The following is a 26,830-nucleotide window of genomic DNA, read 5'->3' as shown; positions in this document are numbered from 1 at the left end:
GCCATCCTATTCGCACCTCGTTGCCGCCGTTCGCCGCACCTATCGATCGGAGGCCTTCCAGCCTCGCGATAGCCGCGCTATGGGCTGCACACAACCTGACGACGAACAGGAGCAAGATTGGACATAGAAGCCCAGCACAAGATCGCCCTCCCCCTGTCCTTGCTCGTTTTCATGCGAAAACAATTGGGCCCTGAGGGTGCTTGGAAAGTCAGAAATATCAAAGGCTATTCGACAGTGGGACTGTGTTGCGTTACTATGCTCTCCGGTCTTTTCCGGTTGATTTGTCCCACCCTGATGCCGATTGCGGTCATTCGCCGCTGCCTTGGTCAATTCCCGATTCCACAAGCATCCTGTCCTGAGTGGGCAGACGGCCTTCCTGGTGGTAATTAGTCAGCGACACGTTGACCGTTCTCGTCATGCGCGGGTGAAATCTACGTTCGACCATATACGTCGTCGAAGCGAACGATATCATCCTCGCCGAGATAATCGCCGCTCTGCACTTCAATGATCACCAGGTCAATTCTGCCTGGGTTCTCCAGCCGATGCTTATGGCCGCAGGGGATGTAGGCTGATTCGTTTGTCGCCAGGAACAACTCCTGCTCGCCATTGACGATTTTCGCGGAGCCGCTGACCACGACCCAGTGCTCCGAACGATGATAGTGCATCTGCAGGCTCAGCCGCCGACCGGGTTTCACCTCGATGCGTTTGATCTTGAAGCGCTCGCCTTCCTCAAGAACCGTGTACCTACCCCACGGCCGGTGTACCGTGCTATGGACCAGGTGAGCTTCATTTCCGGAAGCCTTGAGGCCCTCGAACAGCTTCTTGACGTCCTGAACGCGGTCGCGGGATGCGACGAGCAAAGCATCCGGGGAATCCACGATCACCAGATCGCTGACGCCGACCGTTCCGATGACGCGCTTGTCGGAGCTCACGTAGCTGCCGGTCGTGTCGACCATGTGAACATCGCCGCGGATCCTGTTCCCGCTTTCGTCGGGGGCGATCAAATCGGCCATTGCGTTCCAGGATCCAATGTCGTTCCAACCCATGTCGCAGGGAACCACGGCAAGTTTATTCGTCTTCTCCATGACAGCGTGGTCGAGCGAGATTCGCGGCGCGGAGCCGAAATGCTCAGGCGCGAGTTCGATTTTGGCAAAGCCTTCGCCTTGACTGAACCGGCCGTTCTCGTAGCTGTCGGAGACGGCCTGGATCACCGCGGGGCAATGCGATGCCATCTCGTCGAGCATGGTTTGTGCGCTAAAGCAGAAAATGCCGGCATTCCAGAAGAAGCGCTTGGACGCGACATAGGCTTTGGCTGTGTCTAGATCCGGTTTTTCAACGAAACGGACGACTTTCTCACCATCCGCTTCGATATAGCCGAATGCCGTGTCCGGTCTGGTTGGGGTGATGCCCAATGTGGCGATCCGCCCGAGCTTCGCATGTTCGATTGCCCGGCCCATGACGTCTAAAAATACAGGCAGGTTTCCAACCATGTGATCGGCCGGGAAGACGCATAGAATTGCGTCAGCGCCTTGCGTTGCCCGGGCATGGATCGCGGCTGCCGCCACGGCGGCGGCCGTATCCCGGCCTTCAGGCTCGAGCAGAAACGTGCGTGGCAGAACCACGGACTCTAGTTCGTCGAAGTCGTCCTTGGTAAGGAAGAGGTGTTCCCCAGATGTCACGGCGACGAGTTCCACTACGCCCTTTATCGAACCGGCGCGCAACACAGTGTGCTGCATCAGTGAATGCCCGTCTGCCACTTTGAGGAAAGGTTTAGGGTGCGATTGCCTTGAGGCGGGCCATAGCCGCGATCCGGCTCCGCCGCTGATGATGACGGGAACCACTTTCATATAACAACCTCGATTTCGTCTCTGGAGTGATTGCCCGCGCCCTTTCGAGCGTTAGCGTCACGATCGCCGTCGCTCTGGCTTGGTCTGCGGCCTCCGAGTAACAGCGAAGTTCTGGCGCGTTGCCGAACGGCCTCAGATGACGACGCTATCGGTATCGTACGACGCTTCCATGGCCTCGATGAGAAATGATGACATTCAACTAGCCTGTTGGTTGCATCCGCCGAATTGTGCAGGTGGCGGGTCTTAACTGAGACCAGAGATTCTTTGGCTGTCTTCTATCAAAATCAAACGACTTGGCTCCTTCAGATCGAACTCAATTACGCGTGGTACGAAAAGGCGTGCATATCGTGTAAAGGCGCTCGTCGGAGGAAACCGAATTACAGTATCGCAGCGCCCGAGAAGATACATCTCAACGAGGGCGGAAATTCCGCCGTCAATCCCAAGTGCTGCAGTGTGTAAGGGGCCATCTTGATCGGATCGGAAATGCTTGGGTACGGTGAGAAGATCGGGAAACTTGGCCGACAGATGATCCAGGATTTGCGCGCTGTCCGTGCACAAGAACAGCCGCACAGGCTTGGGGTGCGGTAACGCTTTAGCCTTATCAACCGCAGTGCACACTTGTCGAACGGCGAACTCCGGATCGGCCCAGTAGGGCGCATGGTCCATGATGTCTTCACCGTTACCATGTCGAACATGAACCCCGATGATGCTGTGCCCCTCAAAACATTCTTGGTAAATGGCATCTATGCGTGTTTGAATTTCAGACCGAGGCTTGACACTCTGGAAGACCTGCCGCTCGGCATCCTCATCGCAGCGCCACATCAAGCAAGCGTCACACACTACTGTGTTCGCTTCGACATCGTGTTCGGCCTGAAAGAGCTCGCCCAACTCGTCGCGCTCTTGGAAAATCTGCTCATCTGGGCGGTAAAGGCAGTCGATCGCTGGCCTATTCCACCACTCCGGGAAGAATGGACCCGGGAAGGAAAAGTCGTTGATCCGGTCGTCGCAAATAGCCGGTACGCCAGCGATGTCATTGATCGGTTGGAAGAACACCGGAAAGGCATTTGTGAAGGGTTGGTCGAGATAGCAGGACCCGCGCCAGTCGACGGCTAGCGTTCGTCCCGACCGCTGAGCGTAGCGCCAAGCGGCCGCCAGCGACCACAGACAATCACCGAACCCCGTACGCCTCTGAGAGACGACGAACCTGCGCTTTACCAATCCACTGACCTGCATTTTCGGAAATCTCGTTTCAGAGACGAGGTTGCATCTGGCTTGGGATCTCTTAATCGATACTAGTCGACCGTTACGCCGGGCGATTTGGTAGAGGCTGCGCGTGGGGCAGAAGAGCTCCCTCAGCACTGCCTATCCTTATCTCTGTGACGCTCGCAAATCTTGACGCCGGGTACACTCGCTTCCGGTTTAAATTCAGCGTTCTCTAATGCGCCCGGCGACATGTGTAAAATTGATTGCGTGAATGTGGCCCATCCATGTGATGGATACTAAGGCGTTCCTTGACCAATGAGCCTCTGCTGACGTGGGGCCGCGCTTTGCTAAGCGAAACAGCCGGTCGAGGCAGTCCACAAAGTCCCTTTTTCAAGTCCAATTCTTAACTGCCTCAAAGTAACATGTCATTTGCGGGCGTTTCCTGAAGGACGGATGTGCAGGACCCGCCAGCCGTCGAATGTCAGGCGCAGGCCATCCACGTCATTTATGGCCATCATGGCGTCCGGTCCCATCGAGAGATGCGACACGGCGCCCTCTGACGCTTTCAAGTGCGCCAACATGGCGCAACTCCTGCCGGATAGCTTTCGAGCCGCCTGGACTGAGCGACTGGCACGCGATGCTGTGCGACGATGGCCGGGAGAGGAATTTTGGCGTCTGCAGCCATGTGGAGGATCGTTCCGACGGTTCTGCGGGTTCTCGGTGTCAGAGCCGACACCTGTGCGAACCCGCTCTCGTCCGTTTTCGACAGGCCCTTGAGGTTCATGACCCTGTTGTTTGCCGAGATCACCCGCCAGTTCAGCGATCCAGGTGAAGATCGGCACGCCTGTCGATGCGGCGATCATCGCCTCGGCCAGCGAAGATGATGAAGAGGGCCATTGGGTCAAGTACAAGCGCCGACCAGCGTTTCATTGCTTCAAAGCCCATTTCGGTGCCTACGCCGATACGGCCCTTGTCGAGGAGATCGCCGTCACGGCGCCCACACCGAGGACGGCAACGCCGTTCCTGATGCTCTGCCCGACAATCCCGGCGAAGTGTTTGCCGACAGCGCCTACCGAGGCAATCATCTCGGCGACGCGGTGCGCGCCAAGGGTGGAAGGCCGCGCATCGTCGCAACCGCTATGTGGGGGCGCGACGAGGCCGAAAGCTCGACGCCTGGAACCAACCGATCCACAGAATTTGTACTCGGATCGAGAAGATCTTCGGCACCTGTAGCCGGATGCGATGGCGAGGGCTGGCAAAGGCGGCCGTTCAAATTCGCCGCACTGCCATCGCCTACAGTATGAAACACAGTTTGATGGTCGCCTCGTCCCGCCCATCGTTGAAGCCCAGCCACCGTTTTCGGGGCTAGCGCGCCCGAAATTCCTTGGAGGTCAATACGTAATGCCCTACCCGGCTGTTCGCCGCCGTCTCAGATGTGCGGTTCGCCCGAAGCCCCCGACTGCCACGAACTTTGTCTTCGCGCGGAGCGAAACCTCGCGCCCACGACTTTGTGCCGCCGATGGTGCCGCGCTGCCCTGTCAAACAATCCATTTTATGGATGCACCTCATCCAAACAATCGATTTCACTGATCAAAACAATTTCCATTAGAAGACGCTGAAGCAGGCAAAGATTACTTGGTCAGCGCAAAAGAGGGATGGTGGAGTTCTAGTGTGGGTTGGACCCACATGCTCGCCATTTTATCTGGGAACTGCTACGTGCCCTGTTGGCGCAGGGCAATACGATTCTACTGGCCACCCACTTCGTGGAAGAAGCGGAGCGGCTATGCAACCGACTGTGCGTGCTTGAGAACGGATGTAGAATCCCAGAAGGGCGTCCTAACTCGCTGATTGATGAGCAAATCGGGTGCGACGTGATTCAAATCTATGTCGCTCACCCCGTGAGCTGAGTTCGGCACTCAGGCCGCATGTGCGACTTAGGCAGGTTAGCGGCGAGACTCTGTTTTGCTATGCCTCGAAGCAGGAGCAGGTGTGCTCGCTGGCTGACACTGTCAATGACGAGTTCCGCGCCGCATCTGTCGAAATCCTACCATAGGGTATGAGGCGGGCCGCCGGTGTGGCGAGCCAGATTCGAAACTTCAACTACCATAGAGCAGGAAGAAAATGGGCGAGAACAGGAAAGTTGCTCTGGTTACGGGCATAACGGGACAGGATGGTGCCTATCTCACGCGTCTTCTGCTGGAAAAAGGCTACGTCGTTCATGGGATTAAGCGACGTTCCTCTTCCTTCAACACGGGTCGCATCGAAGACATCTACCAAGACCCGCACGATCCCGATCCGCGCCTAATTTTGCATTACGGTGACCTCACTGATGCGACTAATCTCATCCGAGTAGTTCAGGAATCCCAGCCAGACGAGATTTACAACTTGGCCGCTCAGAGCCATGTCCAGGTGTCGTTCGAAACGCCGGAATACACAGCAAACGCCGACGGTATCGGAACATTGCGACTTCTTGAGGCGATCCGCCTCCTCGGTCTGAAGGACAAGACCCGCTTCTATCAGGCCTCGACTTCAGAGCTCTACGGCCTCGTGCAATCCGTACCGCAGAACGAAACAACGCCCTTTTATCCGCGCAGCCCTTACGCCGCCGCCAAGCTCTACGCCTACTGGATCGTGGTCAACTATCGCGAGGCCTATGGTATCCATGCTTCCAACGGCATTCTCTTCAATCATGAAAGCCCACTGCGCGGCGAAACTTTTGTGACGCGCAAGATCACCCGCGCCGCCGCTGCTATCTACCTCGGCAAGCAGGACAAGCTTTATCTCGGCAATCTCGATGCTCAACGCGATTGGGGCCATGCGCGTGAGTACGTGCGTGGTATGTGGATGATGATGCAGCAGGATCAACCGGATGATTACGTGCTGGCGACGGGCAAGACGACCCCTGTCCGTCAATTCGTCGAATGGGTTTTCGAAGATGTCGGCGTCGAGCTCGAATGGCGTGGTGAGGGAATCGACGAAAAGGGCTATGATGTCGAGACCGGCAGATGCCTAGTCCAGGTAGACCCACGCTACTTCCGCCCCACGGAAGTCGATCTTCTCCTGGGCGATGCCACCAAGGCGAAGGAGAAGCTCGGCTGGGTGCATGAGACATCCGTGCGCGAGCTCGCCGCGGAAATGGTGCGGGAAGACCTCAAGGTCATGCAGACATCGGTAATCATGAAGGAAGCATAATGTACGATCTGAAGGGAAAAGCCGTGTGGGTCGCGGGCCACAAGCATGGTGGGCAGCGCTGTTGTAGGCCGCCTCGCGTCTGAAGACTGCAAAGTTATGGCCGCCCTGACGTTTCCCCCAAATCTTATCCAGTCGTGAGTTCGTTTCCGGGGGGATTTGCCCTGATGGCCGGTGGACGCGACGGGTGCTGGCGCGGAGCGTTTCACGTTGCGCAGCGCGAGCGACCGTCGCGGGTTAAAGGTCGATGCACATTCGTTGGGTGTCTGCCATCCGATGTGCGAGTGCGGACGCGCGCCGTTGTAATCGGCGCGCCATACATTGAGCCTCGCGCGGGCCTGGGCCAGGGACGTGAACCGCGTCTCGTTGAGGAGTTCATCGCGAAGGGGGCCGTTGAAGCTCTCGCGTTAGGGTCCTAGCCAACCTCCGACTGTGAACTCGCGGAAGCGATTTACAGCAAGCGCACACAGCAGCTCGTCCACGGCGTTCGTACATGAAGTTTGGAAACTTATAATACTGGTACACACCTCCATGGGGGAACATTATCTCCAATATCTCAGCGATTACCGGATAGCTATCTGCCTTCACCTACCTCGGCCTAGTGCAGAATCTTGGCCGAATGAACTCGGCGCTCTTGCTGCACACCAATGGTCCGTCCCGCGCGAAGTGCGATCATACCGCCGCAGCTTACCTTCAAATCCGCACTGGCGAGGATCTAGATCCAAGCCGACGGCGCCGAGGCATCAAATAAAAAGCCGCCGACCGAAGCCAGCGGGCTTGATTGGGATGGCCCGCGCGGAGGGTCAAGGCTGCGCCGGCCGACCATGGCGGAGGGACCACCTTGGTCAACGGCACGGCCCGATGACGGCGTGCCGATGTACCACAACATGCGGCGAGATAGAGCCTTCCGGCGTCGCGGAAAAAAAGCCCGCCGGTTTTGAGCCAGCGGGCAAGTTCTGGAGTGGCTGAGATCAACCCAGCATCAGTCAACGACCGGCGGAAGGGTTGGTTGCAGTGGATGCCAGCTAGCACTACTTTGGCAGATTTTTAGCGGAGATGGTTCTGCGGCAGTGGGGACAACGGATTGGGGGCGGCTGCGCGAGCGCGGTGAGGATGGCTTGCCTGACGGCGGGTAGGCTCGGTTGGAGCGGCGGGCCGAGGATTCTTTTTTCCCCCTCCCGCTTGTTTGAGGCGGCGAGATTGCAGGAAGGCGTAGGCGATCATCGTCATCAGCGCGTGCCGGTGCAGGCCCGTCCATGAGCGCCCCTCGAAGTGGTCGAGGCCAAGTTCCTCCTTGAGCTGCTGATGCGCCTGTTCGCAGACCCAGCGCGCCTTGATGGCGCCTGCGATCTGCTTGAGCGGGGTGTCGGCGGGCAAGTTGGAGAGGTAGTATTTGCGCTCGCCGGTCGAGCGGTGCTCGCCGATCACCCAGACCTCCTCGCCAGGCAGATGCTGAGCGCCCATGTCGCGGATGCGCTGGGGTGGGCCATCTGCAACCCGGACACGGACAGCGGCGAAGCGGGCCGAGAGGCGGCCTTTGGTGCCACGCCGCCAACTGACCGTCCGCCATTGGGCTTTTTCCAGCATCGCCTGCGCGGCCATCGACTTCACATCGGGGATATGCCGGCGGCGCGGGCGGCCGTGTCCGGCAACGGGGAAGATCATCGCCACGTCGGCGGCATAGACCTTCTGCTTGAACGGGATACCGACGGCCCAGGTAAGGCCGCGCTCGGTGAGCGCCTGCCGGAAGGGGGCGCTCAAGCCATATCCGGCATCGGCGAGCACGCAGCCAAAGCGTAAGCCGGCTGCGCGAGCCCGGTCGATCTCGGCCAGCGCGATTTCGGGCTTGGTCCTGTAGGCACGATGGTCCTCGGGCACACCGGCACGGTCGAGCCGGGCGGGATCGGAAGTCCAGCTCTCGGGCAGAAACAGTCGCAGCCCCACCATGACCGGCACTTCGCCAGAGGCCAGCGTCAGCGACACCAGCGTCTGGCAGTTGGCGTTCTTGCCAAGCGCCGAGGCATATTGCGGCGCGACGCCGACCGAGTGGCGCCCCTTCTTGGGGAGCGCGGTGTCGTCCACGATCAGCCACGCATCGTTCCCGCCAACTTGTCTGTCGGCCTCCGCGAGCAGCACCTTCTCCAGCGGCGCAGCATCCCACACGCCGCTCGCGATGAAGTGGTGCAGCTGGTCATAGTTGACGCCTGCGTCGCGCGCAGCCATCGGTTGGACGCTCTTGCGATCCCCAAGGCCAATCAGCCCAGCAATATAGGCCGGACACATCCGCGCACGCGTCTTGTGCCTCAACGCCGAGACGAACGGCTCAAGCCACCGCTCCAGATCGAGTTGCCAATCCCTGTTCATGGCCGGCCCCTCCAACAGCCGACCTCTCATGAATCACGCAAAACCGCTCTTGGGAATCCTCGAAACGCTCCCGGAACTAAAAATCTGCCAAAGTAGTGCTAGGGCTAAGACTCATTGATCCAGAAGATGAAGGCTGCAGCGAAGGCGATCGCGGACAGGAAGGTGTGAGCACATCGGTCGTATCTGGTGTGGATGCGTCGCCAGTCTTTGAGGCGTGCGAACATGTTCTCGATCCTGTGGCGTTGTCGGTATAGGACAGGATCGTAGCTGTGCTGAACACGATGCTTGGCATGGGGCGGGATGCATGGCGTGATACCGCGCTCGACGAGCGCCTGGCGGAAGGCCGCTGAACTGTAGGCCCGATCGGCCAGCAGGGCGTTGGCGGCGGGCAAATCCTCGATCACTGCCGCAGCAGTCTTGTGATCATTGGCCTGCCCTTCGCTCAGATGCAGCAGCCGCGGGCGTCCCTTGCCGTCACAGACCACCTGCAGCTTGGTGGTCAGTCCGCCGCGGCTGCGTCCGATACATCGGGATAGAGCCCCTTTTTGAGCAGGCTCGCCGCCGTGCGATGCGCTTTGAGATGGGTGGCATCAATCATCAGATTGTCCGTTTGACCGCCCTGCGCGGCCAGTTCCGCCAGAATGCGGTTGAACACACCCAGCCGACTCCAGCGGATGAAGCGGTTATAGATGGTCTTGTGCGGACCGTAGTCGGATGGGACATCTCGCCAGCGAAGACCATTGCGGATCACGAACAGGATGCCGCTCAGCACCCGGCGGTCATCTACACGCGGCACACCATGCGACAAAGGAAAATAGGGCTCGATCCGGCGCATCTGCTCCGGGCTCAACATCAGCAAATCACTCAAGGCGGCACCTCCTGCCACCTTGAATCACTCAACAGATATCAACTCAACAAATTAATAGGTCCTGACCCTAGCCGCAGCATGCTGTGAATCGTAGCAAAGTGAAAAACAAAACTCTGGACTTTTAGGTCGAACTCGCCCCAATATTTGTTTGGGGGATTCACATGAAAATTGGAGCACTCATCGCAAGTGCAGCCCTGTGCGTCAGCGGCTGCTCTACGAGCGCTGTCGTGTCGGACAGCGATCTCACGGCAATGAATACCGTTGCGCTATGTCACGTTCTCGCCAGCAGCACGGACGAACAGTATCGTAGCAGGGTAGCGGCCCTTCTAGTGCGCAGGGGCGCAACAGCAGAGAAGTGCACCAGGCTTGTGCAAACCGACAATGCTGTCGCGACAGGCATAGCGATCGCGGCTGTCGGCGGCGCAGCTGTGGGTGTCGCTGCCAACAACGGCTATGGAGGCGGAACATATTACCGGCCACCGCCACCACAAACCTATGGCGTCGCGTGGGACCAATTCTATGGCCAGAACTACAGCGTTATCTGGCGCTGCCGCGACCGGTCCACCGGGCGGTTCCTTGACGATTACTATTGCGCCGGCCTGCCCATGGTCGACAGCGCATGGCCGGGCTGGTCGGCGTAGCGGATGAGCAGGCCATACCGCAAATATCGATCCAATCGGTGGCAGAGACCCACCGGTGCCAAGCTGTGGCGGCGCCAACTTGCGAGCGTGCCGGCAATGCTCGGTCTTACGGCAGCGGCGGCGGTGGCCGCCTTCCTGGCGCCGTCGGGCGCGCAACTTAGCGACGATGCATCAAAGGCCAGCCCACGAAGGGCGGCGCCCGCCTCGCTTACCGGTGTCGCTTCCGTCATTGACGGCGATACGATCGAAATCCACGGCCAGCGCGTCCGCTTCAACGGCATCGACGCGCCAGAGAGCCGGCAGCTGTGCCTCGATGCGAATGGCGCCGAGTATCCTTGCGGCCGGCGATCGGCCGAAGCGCTGGACACTTTCCTGGCCGCGTCGAGGCCGCTCGAATGCACATTCGTGACGTGGGACCGCTACCACCGCTTTGTCGGCGATTGTCGGCGCGCCGACGGCGCGGGCGTGGCCGCCTGGATGGTCAAGCACGGCCAGGCGCTGGATTGGCCTCACTACAGCCAGGGCGCCTATGCGGGGCAGCAGGCGCAAGCCCAAGCCTCAAAGATCGGCCTGTGGGCCGGGACGTTTCAGGCACCCTGGGAATGGCGCGCTGCGCACGCCGACGGCGCGGCGCCGTCGAGTCGCCCGCTGGGCACCATCAGCCGTAAGCTGGTCGCGCAGAGCGGCTATTCTTGCGAGCCGCGGAGAACGTGCAAGCAGATCGGTTCCTGCGACGAAGCCAACTGGTACCTGCAAAACTGCTCATGGGGCGGAAAACTCGATCGCGACAAGGATGGGATCCCATGCGAAACACTCTGCTAGCTGAAATGTAACGGATTAAGCGCGCTACGGCCTGTTCGGCTTTCCGCTTACACCGATCCAACGAAGACCATGCATGGGCGACGCGGTCTGCTAACCCCATTTTTTGACGAGGTATTCTATATCTGAAGGGCAGAAAAAGTTATTGCGACAATAGAGAGAAGAGACGCCTTAACTAAGACTTTCAAAACCGTTAAGTGTATGCTGGCAGGCGATCAAGGCGTGATGTTGCCCTGTCGGGGGGGCGAGTAAAATGCAGACTGTGATGAGTCAAAAGCTGGCAAGCTATGGCCAGTGGACCTACCGTGGTGCCTGGGCCCTAGAGATTGCGGCCGCAGCGATTGGTCTTACGACAGGTGTAGCATTAGGCGTACAAGCGTTTTCTGCAAGCGAGTCTGTCACTGCAATGGATTTGACGCTCGCCAGTGCACCCTTTCTCATGGTGGCAATCGCGGAGCTCACCAAGATACCGATAGCTACACTGCTTTTCAGCGCGTCTTGGCTCTGGAAGCCAATAATCTTGGTCTTCCTCCTGGTTCTTGCAGGCATCACTTTCGAAACTGTCTTTATGGGGATGGAGAGGGCAGGCGCATTGCGTCAGCTGCGTTATGAGGAGCTCGTAAACAAGATTGATGCCCTTGAGCAGGAAGCGACAAAGCTCGCCTCTGCTGACGAACTTGGTCGAAGAGCCGATCAGGTCGATCAAGCCCGTTCCGAAATTGAGCAGCTGACCTCTCTTGCAGAAAAATCGCGTGCGACCTCTCAGTCGCAAATTGCCGAGGCCAATGCGGAATTGGAGGGAACGACAGCCCTTACTCCAGAGGCCTCGCGTGTTCGCGATCAAGTGGATGAGAAAAATGCTGTTCGATCGGCGCTGATTCAACAGCGTGATCGCGAAGTTAAAGACGCTGTCGATCAGTTTGAGCGCCAACGCGACAGCTTTGTTGAACGTATCAAGATGGCGCGCGATTCAGGCGACAGCGACTCGGCACGCAGGCTAGAATGGGAAGTGGCTAAACTTGCCAACCCCCGCACGAAAATTATCACCAAGTTCGACACTCGGATTGAGCCGCTCGATCAAGAGATTGCTGCGCTGCGTGAAAATTTCGATCGTTTGCGGGCAAATAGCCCTCCTATGACTACTGACCAGAGGCAGAAGCTTGTCGATAGGCGTTTGTCTCTGGAGCAAACGCGCGATAGTGATGCCGCGGCTTGGCAGCGTCGATTGGATGAAGCGGGCAAACGGCTCGCAGATGCCCAGGCGGCAGAAGCCAACAAGGCAAACACCTCAGCGCAAAACCAGGTCAGACAGGACCAGATTGCCAAAGCCCTCAGCGCGTTTGCCAAGGAGCGGATCCCAATGGCGCGGACAGATCAGGTCCGCCGTATTGCCTCACGGTGGTACGGCAGCAAACCTGAACTGGTGACTGAGGCACAGGCCGGAATAATCTCTGTGATTTGGTTCGGCTCGCTCGCGCTCATCGCCGCGCTCGCGGGACCAATTACGGCAATGGTCGCTCTAGCGCTCCAGCGCATTGCCGCCCGAGAAGAGGACAATTCAGAGAGCAAGACTTCCAGGCTGCTCCGCAGAATGCTTCTGAGTTGGCGTTGGCGCCGAATTCGAACGATTAAGGTACCAGTTGAAGTTATGGTCGAGAAAGAGGTTGAGAAGCGGGTTGAGGTGCCTGTGGAAAAGGTGGTCAAAGAGATCCTCTATGTTCCGCTCTTCACCGATGATCCCGAAGTCCTTCGCAAGGCCCTCGACCAGGATTTGCCGCCTGAGGTTTCAGACCTCGTGACGGTATCAATGAAGGGTCGCAAAAGTGCTCGTCCGGCATAACACCACCCTGCTTGAGCAAGCCGTCGATCTCGCCGTCAAAAGGTCAGCGATTCCAACCTTGCAGGCTCAAGCCGCGGCCCAAGAGAAGACAGCCCGAGCGACCGCCTTTCGCCGAATGGCGACTGGCGGAGCCATTGCAGTGGCGGCGGTCGGGATTGGGCTAGGCATCAATCTTGGTCTATGGGACAAAACCTTGCCGGAGCCGGCGGCTTTGCCGACCATAGAGCAGCCAAGCGATCTCACCTCTTCAAAAGACGAGCCGCCTATTCCTGTTCCAACTCCAAAGCCAACTCAGGAGCAGGCGCCCCAGGCTGACGCCCGTACCAAGCCTGACGTGGTGACCGTCGACTTCAACAAGTTCGCCACCAAGAACGTCGAGTTCCAAGGCACCACTTGGGAGTTAATCACAGGTCACCACTTCAAGGATGAGAACGACGAAAACTGGGACCGAGCGTGGTGTTACTCTCGGCGGAGTGTGAACGGCGTAGACGTAAATGTATCATTGGCAGCTCGTTCTGCCCCGACAGCGCCACCAGCCGGGCCTGGCGCTGCTGCTCAGACGCTTCAGTTGGTCGGCCTTAATGATTCATCCGCCGTCGATCTTGCAACAAGATGCGCGTGGCTGGATGGTCGCACATTTGCGTCTTCAGACATCATTCCTGACCCGTCACGAGAGCAGGCCGCAACTGTCCCCGCAGAAACTCCTGCGACAGAGGTCGATCCAGATAGTGGATTTGTTGTCGTGTCCGGGTGGGACGCGATCGGAAACGACCTGCCGGATATGCCAATTAGGAACGTGAGTTCTGAGCAGTGTCAAACCGCCTGCGATACCGACTTCAGGTGTCTAGCGATTACTTATAACACAAAATTTCGAGCTTGTTTCATGAAAGGGGACGCATCGCTACTGGTCAAAAGCGAAGAGTCGATCATGGCCGCAAAGAAAGTGGTCGAGAGCAATTTGCGCTACTCGAATTTGGTGTTCGCCACAAAAACGGAAATTTCTGGCAATGCTTATTGGACCTCTTCGCTCCGATATCCCGACTGCATACTGCAATGTGCAAACGACAAATCCTGCTTAGGGTTCAATTTCCGCAAAAAAGAAAGTGCGTGTGTCCTTTTCAACAGCATAACCCAATCCGCTGATAACGCAGCGGTCGCATCTGGCATCAAGAGCGTCGCCAACTAAAGTTGAAGCAAAGCACCTATCCTCAAGGAGCGATTGAAGCCAAGCTGCGCCAAAGAAAGTGGCTAGCAAAATTCCACGACAACCTTTGGGTTAGCGGCAGGAATGTTCTTCGACGAAGCTCTAGCAGAATGCAAAGTGGAGCCAACTGAGGTATCTCAGAGAAAGAATTGTCGTCGGCGCATTGCGGGACCGTCTGACTGAATGTCAAAAATTGGGCCGACAGCGGACTGGCAGCTTGCAGTCTCGGATCTTCAACTTCGGAGCTTCGACGAGCGAAAGCAGCGCTAAGACGCGCGCCCCGGGAACAGCGTCTCAAGAAAGGAACGCTGGCTCAGTGCGGCGGCGGGAGAAAGTGCGATCGTGCGATCGCATATGGCAGGCAATTGAGGATATGCGGATATGGTCCTCTGGTGTAAGTCCTTCGGCGCTAGCCGTACATAGGCGAGCAAGCGTTGAGCGCACCGCCTCAATGTGGCTTCTGACTTGCGCGACGGATGCCACAGGTTATCGGGTCACATCTTTAAAATGAACCGCGGACAGATCTGCGAACGATCTGGAGATAGCCGGACGCTACCGATCGGTCAGGATTGTCATGATTGCTTCCATGACCGCCTGCCGATCACCATCAATTACGATATCTGCTGCTCGGACCCTCGTAACTGCCGTGGAAAACTGCTCAGGCGTCATCATACGAGATGCGTCCGCACTGACCCTTGAATGCTGCTCCGCAAGATCGGATATCGTATCCAAGCCAATCGTGCGCGCGCTGATACCAGAGCGTTCCCGGAAATCATAGAAGGTCTGGATGGCGATCGGCTCGAAGACGGTGAATGCGGGCGCCGTTTCTGATCTATCGATCTCGCTGAGCCGCATACCGTAGTCGTGCTCACCAACCGTTATTGACCAAGCGTAGCGCTCCAGAGACCAGGACGTGACGAACTCATACTCCGCTTCTCCCACGAAGCGCGGTGGTCGAGTTGTTGAAGGCTGCAGGACCAGACCCCGGTCGCTCTTCCGGATTGCATCTATCAGCGTCGTTTTCCCGGCTCCGCGGACTCCGGTGACCACGTAGAGCATAATTCACTTCCCTTGTCTGAAGACCAAGATCGTCTCCTTCTTTATCGAGGTCCAAGATTGTCGCGTTCGAGACTGGCGCACTGATCGATCAGCAGAGAAGCACAGCTCCCACCCGTGTTCGCCAAGTGCCTTCTTTAGCATCAGCTCACCCACGTCCCGGCCGTGGTCTTTGTGCGGCAAGACGTATGCTGTGTAGCTGGCAGGTGCCATGGACTCAAGCTGTAGTCCCGCTACCTCTACAAGCTGCTCCGCCCAAAGGTTGATATGGCCCGGCCGAAATCTCTTTCTTCGCGCGCCTATCTCGGCACTGACCATCGCGGCGAGTTCATCATCTGACATTCCCATAAAATACATCGTAAGGCGTTGCGCTAAGCCATAGTCAATCGCCCCTCCATAGGGTGGAGAAGTCAACAGGAGCGCAGCTTCATGTAAATGCGGTTCCAGCTTTCGTTGCGCAGTCCAGTCAATAACTGAAAACTCGAATCGCTGACTTTGTGGGCTTCCGGGAATCGACCCGCGAACGGCAGATAGTTGTCGTCTGGTCCGCTGCAGCCACGCAGTAGCCGCACGTACTACGTCCTTATACACAAACTCGCGCGGCCGAACGTTGTCTGCGACGTGGCCCCAGCTGCGCGTCTCTGAAGACGTGCTTCGAGCTATGGCCGACAACATTGTGAACCCCACGACCTTTCCGAACCGCGGAATTTTTGAACTCTCAAGAAGATCAATGAGCCTCTGCAACTCCAACAATGTCTTTGGATGGTACCAGCTACGAAGGTTCTCAGTCGCTGCCTGCCGAAACAGGAACGGCAGCACGTTATTTACCGATTCCCCGCCAAGATGGTCGACATGTTCGTCCACCAATGATCCTCGCCCAGCTGGATTTCTGATAAACGCATTTTTGCTCTGAACTTCACCCACAACCTCGCGTAGGCTATCGAACACATCTTCAAACAGGTACCGGTTGTGCAACAGTAGCGCTAGCAGCCCGACTGTGGCCAACCCCGACATCACACCTACGGGGCTGATATCACAGGAAACGGAATTGCGGCCGCGAAGCATGGCAGCCACTGCAGTCGACCCAATACCGCAAAACGGATCAAATACCGTATCGTTAGGTATAGATAGAAGGTCGACCAATACACCGGGAAGTCCAGGCGCGAAGCTACCCGGATACCAATGGATCGCTGAGATGTCTAACGGACCGCGTTCGATAAAGTCCCAGTCTACCAACGACAGCTGTCTGTGAACGTCGGCTTCCATCATATCAACTTTAGCTGATCAGAGACCGCCTGAAATGGGTCTTCTAATGGATCCGACAATAATTGGACATCTTTCAGATATTCCGGCAGTACGAGACGCAACTCCACCAGTGCACGCGCTGCTATTCGATCGGAAGGTGCCCGCGACGAGAATAGACCCATCAGAATTTCGCTTGAATCCTCCCCTATTGCGACATCTTCCGCAAGGTCGCGAACGTATAACTCAACCCTTCTGTCAGTCTTTGATCGATCTAGTATGACGTGGAATATACAGGGAGATCCCAAGACCTTCGACATCCTGGCCTCAAGAGACCGCTTAACAATCGGCTTTGAAAGTTCTGCGTATCCCTCAATATTGCGACTTTTTAGTAAAGAAATTGGATGGTACAGATCAGCCAGCATTATCCTCTTGATTATTGCGCCAATGTCTTGGTTTGCGCCGACAGACATTGAGATTAAGCGATTAATTAGACCATCATCGGTAAGTATCCAGCTGTCAGTGCCAACTATTTGCGCTGCGGTCGCTAGCTCTATGGCTTTCGTTAGCATCCCTTTTGCCGAGAATTCAGCCCAATCGTGCAAAAGATATCGATACAGTTGATGACGCAGAAATTGCCATCGCTCAACGAGGGGAATGGTATTACTGGATATAGACAGTTTGCCCGCCTTCACACGAACATCTCTTGCAAGTGCGAGTGCCACATTAGCATCGTCATGACCGGCCAACCCAACGTGATACGCCAGCCTCACAACGTTATCGATGTTGTCGAGATCCATCGTCCCACTTATCAGTGGTCCTAGCCGTCCGCCTCCTGCAATTGTCTGCGTGACCTGAGGCCAATGCTCACCCATTATCGAGGGGGCAGCGAACTGAGCGCCCATGTAAGAGACGTTAGCCCGGGTCCTCTGGAAGAAAGCCTCCTCTAGGCCTTGGTTCATACGCTGGTGATCTAAATCCGCTAGCTCGGGCGTATCGTTTAGTATGTATTCAAGTGAGTGCCCGAACGGCCCTGTCTTTACATCATGAAGTATCGCTGCGGCCGAGATAACAGTAGAGGCCTCCTCATCGGCATTGCTGTACAGCGACCATTCTCTGGCGAGTCGCATAACACCAAGACTGTGCTCGAAGCGGGAGATTTCTGAAGCTCCAGACATAAGAAGGGAGTTGATGTTGCACATCCTTATGCTCCGAAGCCTCTGCACTTCTGGAGCGCGCATGAGCTCAGCCTCACGCGACGTGAGGACCATGCGTCCATATAGCGGATCGAAACACCTAAACGCTTGCATCTGCTAGAGCCTCACGCGCTGCAAGCCACCCTGAAACGCCTGCCTGCAGAAGACCGCGTGCATGTCCCGCCGCGTCACCCGCAACGAAGAGGTTTGGCTGGCTGGTCCGATGGGAATGCCCGACTGCGAAAGTGTCCCAGTGCCAGTCCAGGAGCGGAAAGTGAACTCGATGCTCCGAAGTCCAATCAACAAGACCCAGCTCCCCCAGTGTTTCAGCAAATTTGTTAAGATGGCCAACGACCTCATGACCGTATGCTGATTCTAGAATAGCCATTTTTTCTTGGAAGGGAGCCCCTGTTAGAAGGTGCGCTGTTTCGTAATCCGTAGGCGGCATTGAACGAAGGCATTGTAGGACGCGATCCAGTCGCTCATCCTTCCCTTGAACCCTTGTGAGGACGCCGAAATTGGCATTGCGCTCTGACGGATCCGCCACGATCCCGCCAGGTATGGTGATATCGCGAAAGGCATATCTGAAGATCGTCCCTGGATAGTTGAGACAGAACGTTCTGGTTGGCCCAATGAGGATCTTCGCGTCTGGGCCCCGATCCCGCAGTGGGCGTACACTTTCTCGTTCTACGAACTCTAAGCGAACGCCTAAATCAATTCCTTTTCCTTCCTGCGGTGTCGCACCCGCACGCCTCAACAACGTCCCGCCCATCCTGCCGCCGCAAAAGACAGCGACCCTACCCTTCACAAGTTCCTCGCCACCCACGAAGGCCACCCAATGCGACGAGCCCCGCCGTAAATCATCTATCTCAGCATCAATTACGCGAACCAAATCGCCAACTTTGATCGAAATGCGTTCCACCAGGCGTTCGACTTGCTGCGGTGTCAGGACAATGGACTGGTAGGCCCGAATGTTCGCCTCTGTACCGATCGGCTGATCGTCTAGGAGATCCCGCGAACCAACAGCTGGGTGATCACCCAGCTCACAGAAATCTAAGACCTCATGAATTGCATCATGTAGCTTTTCCACACCGCCTGCGACCGGCGCGAGCCCTTGTCCCGCAGGGAGAAGCGAGAACTTTGCACCAGAAAACCGGGTAAATCCGCCTAGCGACCTGTTTGCCTCGGGCAGACTGCGGTCAATCAGCACTACGGTATGCCCTGCGGTAGCGAGGACATAGGCGGCGGTTAGGCCCCCAAGACCTCCGCCGACAACCAGGAAATCGCAATGCACCGTGGACACTCATTTCCCCTCATGGTCCGGGACGATCTGCAGCGCCCGAAAGACGAGGGAGACCGCATTCTTAGCAGCGAAAGACTGACGCTCCTTTTTTTGCTCGGATTTCTTACCATCCGCCCAATCACAGATCGCCTTCACAATCACCCAATGTGTGGGCTTTTCAGCTGTAGCCACCACAAATCCTACTCCTTCCATCTCACCGCCAATAGCTTCTCCATCCGCAATCGATTTCAGATCTTCTCGGAAATCGACATTGTCGACGAGCTTCTCACCACTCAACATCAGACCGATTTCAACGGGCGCCTCGTTCCATACGCCCGTTGCCGCTTCAAGAAGACTGACGAGTTCGGGACTTGCGTCAGTTATCGAGCCTCTTTGAACGTTGAGTCTCGTAACGCCATCTTCGGCCGTACCAACGCGCTGCTGTTCATACCCAAGCACTTTTCGGCTGATCAGAACTGTTCCTATAGATTGTTTGGCTTCATCAACGCCAAAAGCGATTCCGACCATGATCACGAAACGCGGATTGAGATGCGGTAGGATGCGCATTGTAGTAGAAATGGAGCCGCCAACTGTAGCCGCACCCATTGCTACTTTAACGAGAGCCACCCTGCACCCATGTATAAACCCAAGGTCAAAATATGCGCGGCCGCCGCCGGTATGAGGAGTGATGACGTTGCCCATCTCTTGCGTCTTTTCAAATACGCTTATTCTCTCAATTTCGGTCGCAACAACGATTAGATAGTCGTATTTCAAAGCCCGCTCCAAACTTGATTTAACAACTTCCTTAGCGCGTAAAAAATCACCATTGTTTGATAGATTTCCTATTATATTATCTATTCGTGAAGCCGCGATCGAAAATTGGTCTACTCTTATACTAATTTCTCTATAGGAGAATTGGGAACCTACTCTGCGCAAGGCCTGGATCACCCACAAACGAAACGAGGACCGGCTGATGGACTCGCCTCCTTGGAACATGTTACTCAAAGTCGAGCCTAGCAACTCAATCTTGGATTGAAAATGGATGATTCCTTCATGAGGCTTAGTTGAGTTCAAGTACTCTTCCCAGAAGTCGCGAAGACTACCCCAATCCGCACTGATAATTTGACTAAGTCCGATTGCCTTAGCGATTTCGATAAGTATAGGAATATCGAAAGCAGGATACCGCGATGAACATATATCAAAGAACCCGATCTCTGGTATACCTGTGCAAATATCGGAGTTCAAAGAACTCATAAAATGCCGAGTGTATTCGACGGATATTTGTCTACGGATCAAGCCAATTGCAGTTTCTGGATGACTTGACGTACTAGCTGCAGCTGAGAACAAGGCGGCGGTAACCGCGCGATCTTCACGCTGTTGCAAGCTTGCAAGCACCACCCTCTTGGCGTCACGTTCTCGATCTTCCCCCGATCCTTGGTCTGCTCCCCAAGCACCAAGCTGCCGAGCCAACGTGAGTGTTGCGCTTGTGGACTTGGGAATAATGGAGACAGAATCTGGAATCAAAATCTGCCTTCCAAAATACATAGGATATCGAGCGCGGTCATGTGAGTATAGGGTTGACCTAGATTCGAAGAATTCAGCCATCGTCGGATGGCTACTCAAAACTGAAATATGGCTCGTACTTACAAGGAGCTGAGTAAAGCGCTTCAGGGAGTCCGATTTATTGACAGCGGGACTTTCAAACATAATTGATGCGCTGCAGTTAAGAGCGGAACCCGTGAACAAGGTCAGCAGCTTAAGCGCGACCTGCGCATTTGTTTCCGACACCTCATTTCGGACAGACTCTGCCAATTCCCGGTCAAAGAGGTGCAAGTATATCGATTTTCCATGTATAGGCATGAGCTAATCGCTCTGTTTCCCGAATCGCAATAGGATACCAATAGCGCATTCGTTAGATGCAAGACATCGGTGTGCCGCTCCATACTAGGCGGCTTGCGACGCACGGCGAACCATACCGGCGCCTGGCGCCTTGTTATCCACCCAAGATGCCGATCGGTTGCGGTCCTTCACAATGCGGCATGGACGAGAAGCGGCCTCCGCCGGGTGCGGCAAACACCTGACGAAGGCCTGACCCAACCACCTTTGGAGAGGCAATCGGGCGTTGAGTATTGATTGATGAAATGGTCGCCCTCATATTCGGGGGGATGCCACCTAACTTCCTTCCGCAGCGCCGCCTCAGCTTTATCAATCTACAGGGCCGGTTTCGCGGCCTCACGTCGATAATTCGTTTATCCGCTACGACGCGAAATTTGCGGTTCGACCAAGGGGCGAATGGCCGCTTTTGCGATTCGGCGAGGTCCGCTCAACGGCCGGATCGCGGCGCAAAGCGGAATGGCGCTTATACAGCCGTGTTTCGGCCTTTTGAGCCGAGTTCCCGTGCTAGCTCAACGAATGCTCTGTGCGCCGCGGATGGATTGCGTCGTCCCGGGTAATAGATGCAGAGTTCGTCGGAAGGCGGCGCGCGGCGTCTATGAAGAACAGACCGCCCGCGTGTGTCCATCGTCCAGAACCCGCTTACCTCGCTTGCCGACGACGTTGCCGCAACCAAACGCATTCTTGACCGTCAGGATGGACCTGCGGTCCTTGTGGGACATTCCTGGGGCGGCACCGTGATAACGGAAGCAGGTACCCATTCAAACGTGAAAGGCCTGGTCTACGCATCGGCGTTGTCGCCAGATGCCGGAGAGACGACTGCGAAGCAGTACGAGGGTTACCAGACCCCGCCTGAATTTGTCATCGAAACTAACGCGGACGGCTTCGGCTTCGTTTCTCCCGACAGGTGCAAGATTGGCTTCGCCAGCGACACGACGGACGCGGATGCCGCTTTCATGCGGGGCTCTCAGGTGCCGATAAACATGTCCGCCTTCGCAACCAATTTCGAGCATGCCGCCTGGCGGAGCAAGCCGAGCTGGGCAGTGATTGCAACCGACGACAAGGCCTTCGATCAGCGTATGTTGCAACCGATGGCGAAGCGCATCGGGGCGACTATCACGGAGGTCGCGGCAAGCCATGCGGTCTTTATGACTCAGCCAAAGGTCGTCGCTGACGTTGTCGACGAAGCTGCCCGCAAGGGATCCGTCGAAAAGCGATAGTTCGGCCACGCGCCGTGTGCGGACATTTCGAGTTTAAAGGTGAAAAACGAAAATACGGCCGCCGGATGGATCGTCCGGCGGTTTTGTTCGAGAGTGTTTCTCTCCAACGTCCGCAGACCGCCTTGAGGGGGCACCGGCAGAAGACTGCGCCGGCACTTCTTCGCTACGACCAAGGCGGTCGAGGAATGTACGGTTTCAGGCTAATTCGGATATCGCCGAAACGACCGACTTCGGGCGCAGAGCCGGCATTGGTTCGGGGCAGATCAGCTCGTCTATTGTGCCCTATTTTTCGGCTTGCCGCCGGCAAGTTGCTTCAATGCATTCGCCCGCCTAGAAAGGTGCCCCCTCGGACTCACTGGTCGCTGTCACTTATTCGGACCCTGAAATTGCCTGCCGCCGCGATTTCTCTGACTTGTCGACGACAGGGAGCCCTTCCTTTCTGGCCTTGGCAAACGCTCGATCGCTCTCCATGAACTCCGCCAGCATGAACGGGATCAGTTCCGCTACCGATTCGGACTCGCCATAGGTCTGACGATAAAGGGCCGCATAGTCCTTCAGTGCTTGGTTCAGGTCTGCACTTACGCTTATGGTGATCTTCGAAGGTGTCCGATCCGGAAGTTTGCCGAGTTTCAGATTGGTCATGATGACTCCAGTCAATTCGGGTACGGCCGTAGCACAAGATCCTTGTGCACGATGACGCGCAGTGGCCAACCAGGACGGACGGTGATCGTGGGCTGAATATTGAGGTTCTTCTCGGTGATGCGCTGGCCAGCTTGACTAACGTTCTGCTGAGCGGATTCGCGGATTGCTTTGACCAGGTCGCTTTCGTCTTGCCCGAGGCTCAGCTCCGTGCCGACCCCCAGCAACGTGGCCAGCGCAACGCCTTTCATCAGCTGCCAGGTGTGGAAATCCACCTTGTCCTCAAGCCCGGCATAGCCGGCGGTGTCCGTCGCCGGCAGATTGTCGATTTCGATCGAAGAGCCGTCGGGCAGCAGTATCCGTTGCCAGACCAGCAGCGCGCGCCTTTGTCCAAAGGCAACAACGCTGTCATAGGTGCCAATCAGGCGAGAGCCTTGCGGAATGAGCAAGGTGCTGCCGGTGACTGTGTCGTGCACATTCTCGGTGACCTGTGCGACGACGAGGCCGGGCAAGTCGGAATTGATGCCAGTGATTAGGCTCGCTGCGATGACGCTGCCGGCCATCAGCTGATACGGCGAAGCCGGCGTCTGCAGTGCATGCAGATTGTAGATCCCACTTGTGTTCCGCTGGCTGACAAAATCGAGCTTGCGCTGTTGATTGTTTGGGTCGCCCTCGGCCGGTGCTACCGAAGCTGAATCGCGTGCGGCATCGGATTGTGGAGCCGTTGCCTCAAAGGGTGGACGCCCGCCCTGTCCGTTGCCGGCGGCATCCGCTTGCCGGGGTCGATTTTCGATCCGGAAGAAGACTTGCGATTCGCGCGCCTCGACCGCCTGCTGTGCAAGGCGCTGCTCCTCCGCCGAAACCTCCTGGCTCGGCGCGATGCCCAGCTGGCGTTGGTGCTCAAGGATGGGGCGGCCGAGGTCGCCGGGCAGCGGTGGTCCAAGCACCGGAGGCTTGGGCTTGATCCCGGAATAGTCCTTAGGCAGCCTTTCAATTGCCTCCGCGGTTGGCTTCCGCTCAGTGTTGTAAAGCTCGTCAGCCTGCTCTTTGATGCGCAGCGCCGGTCCCTGCAGCGCCATCATGGCGACGCCTAGAACGGTGCCGGAACCAACAGCTGCAATGGCGACAATAATGCCGCGCTTGAAGCGCACAGCGCGGCGAGGCGAGGCCCGCAGCTGCAGCTGTTCTGGATCGAGTTTCGGTGGAGCATCGGAGCGGGAAGTATCCGTCATGGGCCGTCCCTCACCTGCTGGGACGCGAAAAGAGCAATATCCGCCTCGGCGCTTGCCTGCCGTCGGTCCTCGTGATGCGCACCACCTGCTGCTGCTTGGCGCCGAGGCGCAGTTCGGCCGCGGCGAAGAGGCGATCGACGATGTAATAGTTGCCCCGTATGCGGTAGTTGACGAGCTGGTTGTCCCCGTCAGCTCCGACGATGAAGAGCGGCGGGGCCTCGCCCTGATCGATGCGGCGCGGGAACTCGATGTAGACCTTGCTGCCATCATCGAACGCGCGCGTCGGCCTCCAGGGCGGCATGTCGCCGGTAATCGAATAGCGGAAACGAATATTTTCGAGAGCCACATTCGACGCCACTGGCATAGCGGCGTCGGCCTGCGCATTGCGCCGGCGTAGCGCGATGATCTGGTCCTCGCTGTAAGTCCAGGAGATGGCCGCCATGGCGGTCTTATCCGTGCTTTGAAGCTGCAGGTGATAGCTTCGCCGGTCCGTAGTGATCACCAGATTGGTGGCAAGTCCTGGCGCGAAGGGCTTCACCAGCACATGGGTGCGCTGGTCATCGCCGGAGCCACTGACGGTGTCGCCAATTACCCAGCGCACTGTATCGCCGGCCGACACGGATTGGAGTTTCTCGCCTGACTGCAGAGCGATATCGCTGACGCGCTCCGGTGCGGCATAGAGCTGGTAGAGCGCGCCTTCGGCAAAAGGGTAAACCTGCACCGCATTCACATAGCCATATTTGGTGGGTTGCTGCGTCGCCGCCTTGTTGGCATCGGCGACACGTTCTTCAGGCGAGCGCTTGTCTTCAGCAGCCTTGCCCGGCTCGGGCTGCAACTGGCCGGGCAGCGGCAGCGGTTTCGGCACTTCCACGACCTTGACGGGCTTCTCCGGCGCCTTCTCAATCGCGGCCGGCTTGAAGTCAGCATGGTCATAGGAAATCTGCGGTGGCGGCACCGGCTTCGAGGCACAGGCCGAAAGTACCGCGGTCGACGCCGACAGGATCAGGACGGTGCGGAGCGATGGGGCTCTATTTGTCATTGGCGGGCTCCTTCGGGGAAACGGTTGTCGGCGCGGCGCTGTCCAGCTCGCGCGACCAGTCGATGGCATTGATGAAGACGCCGAGCGGGTTTTTGCGCAGCTGATCGGTATTGTTCGGCGGCCGGATCACAATGGTGAGGATCCCGGTCCAACGCGTTGTGCTGGCGAGGCTGCCGCGCTCAAAGACCTGCTCGGTCCATTTGACTTGAAAGGAGTTGTCGGACGCTCGTACCACGCTCGTCACCTGCACCGAGACGCTGCGCGTGCCGATCTTGCCGAACGGGTCATTGGCCTTAGCGTACTCATTGAGAAAGAGGGCTGCACGGTCGGTGGCGAAGTCGTAGGCCGAGAGCCAATTCTGCCGCACCAGCACCGCATCGGTGGAGACGGAGCGGACATTCTGGATGAAATGGCCGAGATGCCAGGCAATCTGGGCATCGTCGGGCTCGTAGGTTTGGATTGCCGGCGCGACAGCCCGTGTTTCACCGAAGCGGTCGACCTCGACAACATAAGGCACGACGCGGCCCTGCATCGACTGCCACAAGAGTCCACCAGAGAGCCCGATGGCCAGAGCGAGGCAGCCAAAGGCCATCAGGCGCCAGTTCCTTGCCTGCACGCGCGCAGTGCCGATGCGCTCGTCCCAAAGTTGGGCGGCCTTCTGGTATGGTGTGACGGGGTGGGGCGTCTTCCCGTAACGCTGAACAGGTCGCTTGAAGAGCATCTAGTCTTCCTTGTCGTTGAGAGAGGGGTTGGCCCCGCTTCCACCCCGATCGCCATCGCGGACGGCCTGCGTGGCGGCGTGGCGATGGGCGCGCGCGGTCTGTTGGGAACGCAAGCGCCTCGCCCACGCCGGCGCGGCATTGGCACCTGACGCGGCAGGGTTTCCGGTCATTGATGCGGTCGGCGTGCCGCCCGTCGCGGTCCAGGCGGCATCGCGGCCGGCATCGGCGCTGCGCCGGAATGGTTCTGTAGCAGATCGCATTCCCCGCATCGCGGCGCCGCCAGCTGCGCCGGCAACGCCCTGCAGTCCAGCAGCTACGCCGGAGAGGCCGGACTCGTGCGATGTTGCACGCCTCATCTGCCAAGCTGTGGAAGCAGCCGATCCCATGGCCGTGCCGGCTCGAACGGCGGCGAGACCGCCGCCGGTTGCCATGCGCGCGCCGGCAAGCGCCGCACCTCCGGCAACGAGCGTTGATCCGGCGGCCGCCGCGGTGGTTCCGAGTGCAGCTCCCGCGCCAAGCTGCGGCGCGCCGGAAACAAGACCCGAGGCAATTCCCGGTCCGAAAATGCCGAGCCCAAGCAGCGCCAACGCGCCTAGTACCTGTGACATGGCCGCGGCCAAGTCCGGCTCCTTGCCTTGCAGGGCGGAAGCGAACTCGCCGAAGAGCGTGGAGCCGATGCCGACGATGACGGCAAGCACCATCACCTTAATGCCCGACGAGATCACATTGCCGAGCACGCGCTCGGCCAGAAACGCCGAGCGGTTCCAGAGCGCGAAGGGCACCAGAACAAAGCCGGCCAATGTGGTGAGTTTGAACTCCAGGATGGTGATGAAAAGCTGGATGGAAAGGATGAAGAAGGCGATGAGAACCAGGAACCAGGCGAGAAGCAGCACGAAGATGGTCAGGGCGTTGCCAAAGATCTCGGGGAAGCCGACTAGCTGGCTCGCTTGATTGAGCAGCGGCCAGGCGCCCTCGAAGCCGGCCGCGGCAATGCGGCCTGGCCGCAGGAGACTGTCGGCGGACAAATTGCCGGACGAAGCGTTGATGCCGAGCCCGGCAAAGGAGCGGTAGATAATGTCGGCAAGGCTTCGGAAATTGTTCAGGATGAACGCGAAGGCGCCGACATAGAGCACCTTTCGAACGAGCCGACCGAGAATATTGGGTTCGCCGCCGAACGCCCAGACCAGGCCCGCCAGCGTGATATCGATGCCGATCAGGATGGTGGTGAGAAAGGCGACGTCGCCCGAAAGCAGACCGAACCCGCTGTCGATATAGCGGATGAAGGTCTGCATAAAGCGATCGATGACGCCGAGGTCATTCATGTCGCCGTCTTC

General features: G+C 57.6%; 20 protein-coding genes and 4 pseudogenes. 8 read left to right on the top strand and 16 right to left on the bottom strand.

Annotation, left to right across the window (positions count from 1 at the left end; genetic code table 11):
* Positions 1-431 precede the first annotated feature (431 nt).
* The 3 genes from NKH16_RS23305 to NKH16_RS23295 form a co-directional block, all read right to left on the bottom strand.
* Entirely contained in the window at positions 432-1,847 is a 1,416-nt protein-coding gene (locus NKH16_RS23305; RefSeq protein WP_352852326.1) for a mannose-1-phosphate guanylyltransferase/mannose-6-phosphate isomerase, read from the bottom strand.
* A 243-nt stretch (positions 1,848-2,090) separates the two neighbouring features.
* Positions 2,091-3,080: a nodulation protein NodZ gene (locus NKH16_RS23300; protein WP_352901996.1), complete on the bottom strand. Its 990-nt coding sequence runs from the start codon at positions 3,078-3,080 to the stop codon at positions 2,091-2,093.
* A gap of 395 nt (positions 3,081-3,475) precedes the next feature.
* Positions 3,476-3,631 carry a hypothetical protein gene (locus NKH16_RS23295; RefSeq protein WP_352483792.1) on the bottom strand — a complete coding sequence of 52 codons (156 nt, stop codon included), beginning with the start codon at positions 3,629-3,631 and terminating at the stop codon, positions 3,476-3,478.
* A gap of 247 nt (positions 3,632-3,878) precedes the next feature.
* Here NKH16_RS23295 and NKH16_RS23290 point away from each other — a divergent pair, with 247 nt between their 5' ends.
* The 3 genes and pseudogenes from NKH16_RS23290 (at position 3,879) to gmd (ending at position 6,242) form a co-directional block, all read left to right on the top strand.
* Positions 3,879-4,283 carry a hypothetical protein gene (locus NKH16_RS23290; protein WP_352479097.1) on the top strand — a complete coding sequence of 135 codons (405 nt, stop codon included), beginning with the start codon at positions 3,879-3,881 and terminating at the stop codon, positions 4,281-4,283.
* 440 nt (positions 4,284-4,723) lie between these two features.
* Positions 4,724-5,040, top strand: a pseudogene (locus NKH16_RS23285) (nodulation factor ABC transporter ATP-binding protein NodI); the annotation flags it as partial.
* Between the two features lie 131 nt (positions 5,041-5,171).
* Positions 5,172-6,242: a GDP-mannose 4,6-dehydratase gene (gmd, locus tag NKH16_RS23280; protein ID WP_352746249.1), complete on the top strand. Its 1,071-nt coding sequence runs from the start codon at positions 5,172-5,174 to the stop codon at positions 6,240-6,242.
* Between the two features lie 124 nt (positions 6,243-6,366).
* Here gmd and NKH16_RS35060 read toward each other — a convergent pair.
* The 3 genes and pseudogenes from NKH16_RS35060 to NKH16_RS23265 all read right to left on the bottom strand — a co-directional run.
* A pseudogene (locus NKH16_RS35060) lies at positions 6,367-6,643 on the bottom strand (integrase core domain-containing protein); the annotation flags it as partial.
* A gap of 643 nt (positions 6,644-7,286) precedes the next feature.
* Positions 7,287-8,640, bottom strand: a pseudogene (locus NKH16_RS23270) (IS701 family transposase).
* A 67-nt stretch (positions 8,641-8,707) separates the two neighbouring features.
* Positions 8,708-9,471 (bottom strand): IS5 family transposase gene (locus tag NKH16_RS23265; protein ID WP_352901993.1). Its coding sequence is split into 2 segments (ribosomal slippage): positions 8,708-9,132 and positions 9,132-9,471, totalling 765 coding nucleotides; the frame shifts between segments, so codons are not numbered across the junction.
* A 368-nt stretch (positions 9,472-9,839) separates the two neighbouring features.
* On the opposite strand from NKH16_RS23265, the gene NKH16_RS23260 reads away from it, so the two are divergent.
* The 4 genes from NKH16_RS23260 (at position 9,840) to NKH16_RS23245 (ending at position 13,957) form a co-directional block, all read left to right on the top strand.
* On the top strand, positions 9,840-10,112 hold the full coding sequence (locus NKH16_RS23260; protein WP_023680062.1) for a hypothetical protein: 273 nt from the start codon (positions 9,840-9,842) through the stop codon (positions 10,110-10,112).
* Positions 10,113-10,235: 123 nt separating this feature from the next.
* Positions 10,236-10,934: a thermonuclease family protein gene (locus NKH16_RS23255; RefSeq protein ID WP_352901990.1), complete on the top strand. Its 699-nt coding sequence runs from the start codon at positions 10,236-10,238 to the stop codon at positions 10,932-10,934.
* 250 nt (positions 10,935-11,184) lie between these two features.
* Positions 11,185-12,771 carry a coiled-coil domain-containing protein gene (locus tag NKH16_RS23250; RefSeq protein ID WP_352901987.1) on the top strand — a complete coding sequence of 529 codons (1,587 nt, stop codon included), beginning with the start codon at positions 11,185-11,187 and terminating at the stop codon, positions 12,769-12,771.
* Complete coding sequence (locus NKH16_RS23245) at positions 12,755-13,957, top strand: PAN domain-containing protein (RefSeq protein ID WP_352901985.1); 1,203 nt, start codon at positions 12,755-12,757, stop codon at positions 13,955-13,957. The genes NKH16_RS23250 and NKH16_RS23245 overlap by 17 nt, the downstream gene beginning before the upstream one ends.
* A 570-nt stretch (positions 13,958-14,527) precedes the next feature.
* On the opposite strand, the gene NKH16_RS23240 is transcribed toward NKH16_RS23245, so the two are convergent.
* The 5 genes from NKH16_RS23240 to NKH16_RS23220 all read right to left on the bottom strand — a co-directional run bounded on the left by NKH16_RS23240 (position 14,528) and on the right by NKH16_RS23220 (position 20,584).
* The gene (locus tag NKH16_RS23240; RefSeq protein WP_352901982.1) at positions 14,528-15,034 is read right to left on the bottom strand and encodes a hypothetical protein; all 507 of its coding nucleotides are present in this window, start codon (positions 15,032-15,034) and stop codon (positions 14,528-14,530) included.
* A gap of 3 nt (positions 15,035-15,037) precedes the next feature.
* Positions 15,038-16,300, bottom strand: coding sequence for a DNA methyltransferase (locus tag NKH16_RS23235; protein ID WP_352901979.1), 1,263 nt, complete (start codon positions 16,298-16,300; stop codon positions 15,038-15,040).
* Entirely contained in the window at positions 16,297-17,475 is a 1,179-nt protein-coding gene (locus NKH16_RS23230; protein ID WP_352901976.1) for an HD domain-containing protein, read from the bottom strand. Before NKH16_RS23230 ends, NKH16_RS23235 begins: the two co-directional genes overlap by 4 nt.
* A gap of 94 nt (positions 17,476-17,569) precedes the next feature.
* Positions 17,570-18,772, bottom strand: a complete 1,203-nt coding sequence (locus NKH16_RS23225) for an FAD-binding protein (protein WP_352901973.1) — start codon at positions 18,770-18,772, stop codon at positions 17,570-17,572.
* Positions 18,773-20,584, bottom strand: a complete 1,812-nt coding sequence (locus NKH16_RS23220; protein WP_352901970.1) for a 5'-methylthioadenosine/S-adenosylhomocysteine nucleosidase family protein — start codon at positions 20,582-20,584, stop codon at positions 18,773-18,775.
* A 677-nt stretch (positions 20,585-21,261) separates the two neighbouring features.
* Here NKH16_RS23220 and NKH16_RS23215 point away from each other — a divergent pair.
* Positions 21,262-21,864: pseudogene (locus tag NKH16_RS23215) on the top strand (alpha/beta hydrolase); the annotation flags it as partial.
* Positions 21,865-22,233: 369 nt separating this feature from the next.
* Here NKH16_RS23215 and NKH16_RS23210 read toward each other — a convergent pair.
* Genes NKH16_RS23210 through trbL form a run of 5 tightly spaced genes read right to left on the bottom strand, consistent with a single transcriptional unit; the run spans position 22,234 to position 26,818 of the window.
* Entirely contained in the window at positions 22,234-22,506 is a 273-nt protein-coding gene (locus NKH16_RS23210; protein WP_352901967.1) for a DUF2274 domain-containing protein, read from the bottom strand.
* A gap of 11 nt (positions 22,507-22,517) precedes the next feature.
* Entirely contained in the window at positions 22,518-23,735 is a 1,218-nt protein-coding gene (locus NKH16_RS23205; RefSeq protein ID WP_352901964.1) for a TraB/TrbI/VirB10 family type IV secretion system protein, read from the bottom strand.
* Between the two features lie 10 nt (positions 23,736-23,745).
* Positions 23,746-24,774 carry a P-type conjugative transfer protein TrbG gene (gene trbG, locus NKH16_RS23200; RefSeq protein ID WP_352901961.1) on the bottom strand — a complete coding sequence of 343 codons (1,029 nt, stop codon included), beginning with the start codon at positions 24,772-24,774 and terminating at the stop codon, positions 23,746-23,748.
* Entirely contained in the window at positions 24,764-25,495 is a 732-nt protein-coding gene (gene trbF, locus NKH16_RS23195; protein WP_352467838.1) for a conjugal transfer protein TrbF, read from the bottom strand. The genes trbG and trbF overlap by 11 nt, the downstream gene beginning before the upstream one ends.
* On the bottom strand, positions 25,496-26,818 hold the full coding sequence (gene trbL, locus NKH16_RS23190; protein ID WP_352901958.1) for a P-type conjugative transfer protein TrbL: 1,323 nt from the start codon (positions 26,816-26,818) through the stop codon (positions 25,496-25,498). It abuts the gene before it with no gap.
* Positions 26,819-26,830 lie beyond the last annotated feature (12 nt).

Source organism: Mesorhizobium sp. M1307 (genome assembly GCF_040318155.1).
In the GTDB taxonomy this organism is placed as follows: Bacteria; Pseudomonadota; Alphaproteobacteria; order Rhizobiales; family Rhizobiaceae; genus Mesorhizobium.
The sequence above is the reverse complement of the archived record's forward strand: the minus strand, read 5'-3'. Positions and strand labels throughout refer to the sequence as shown.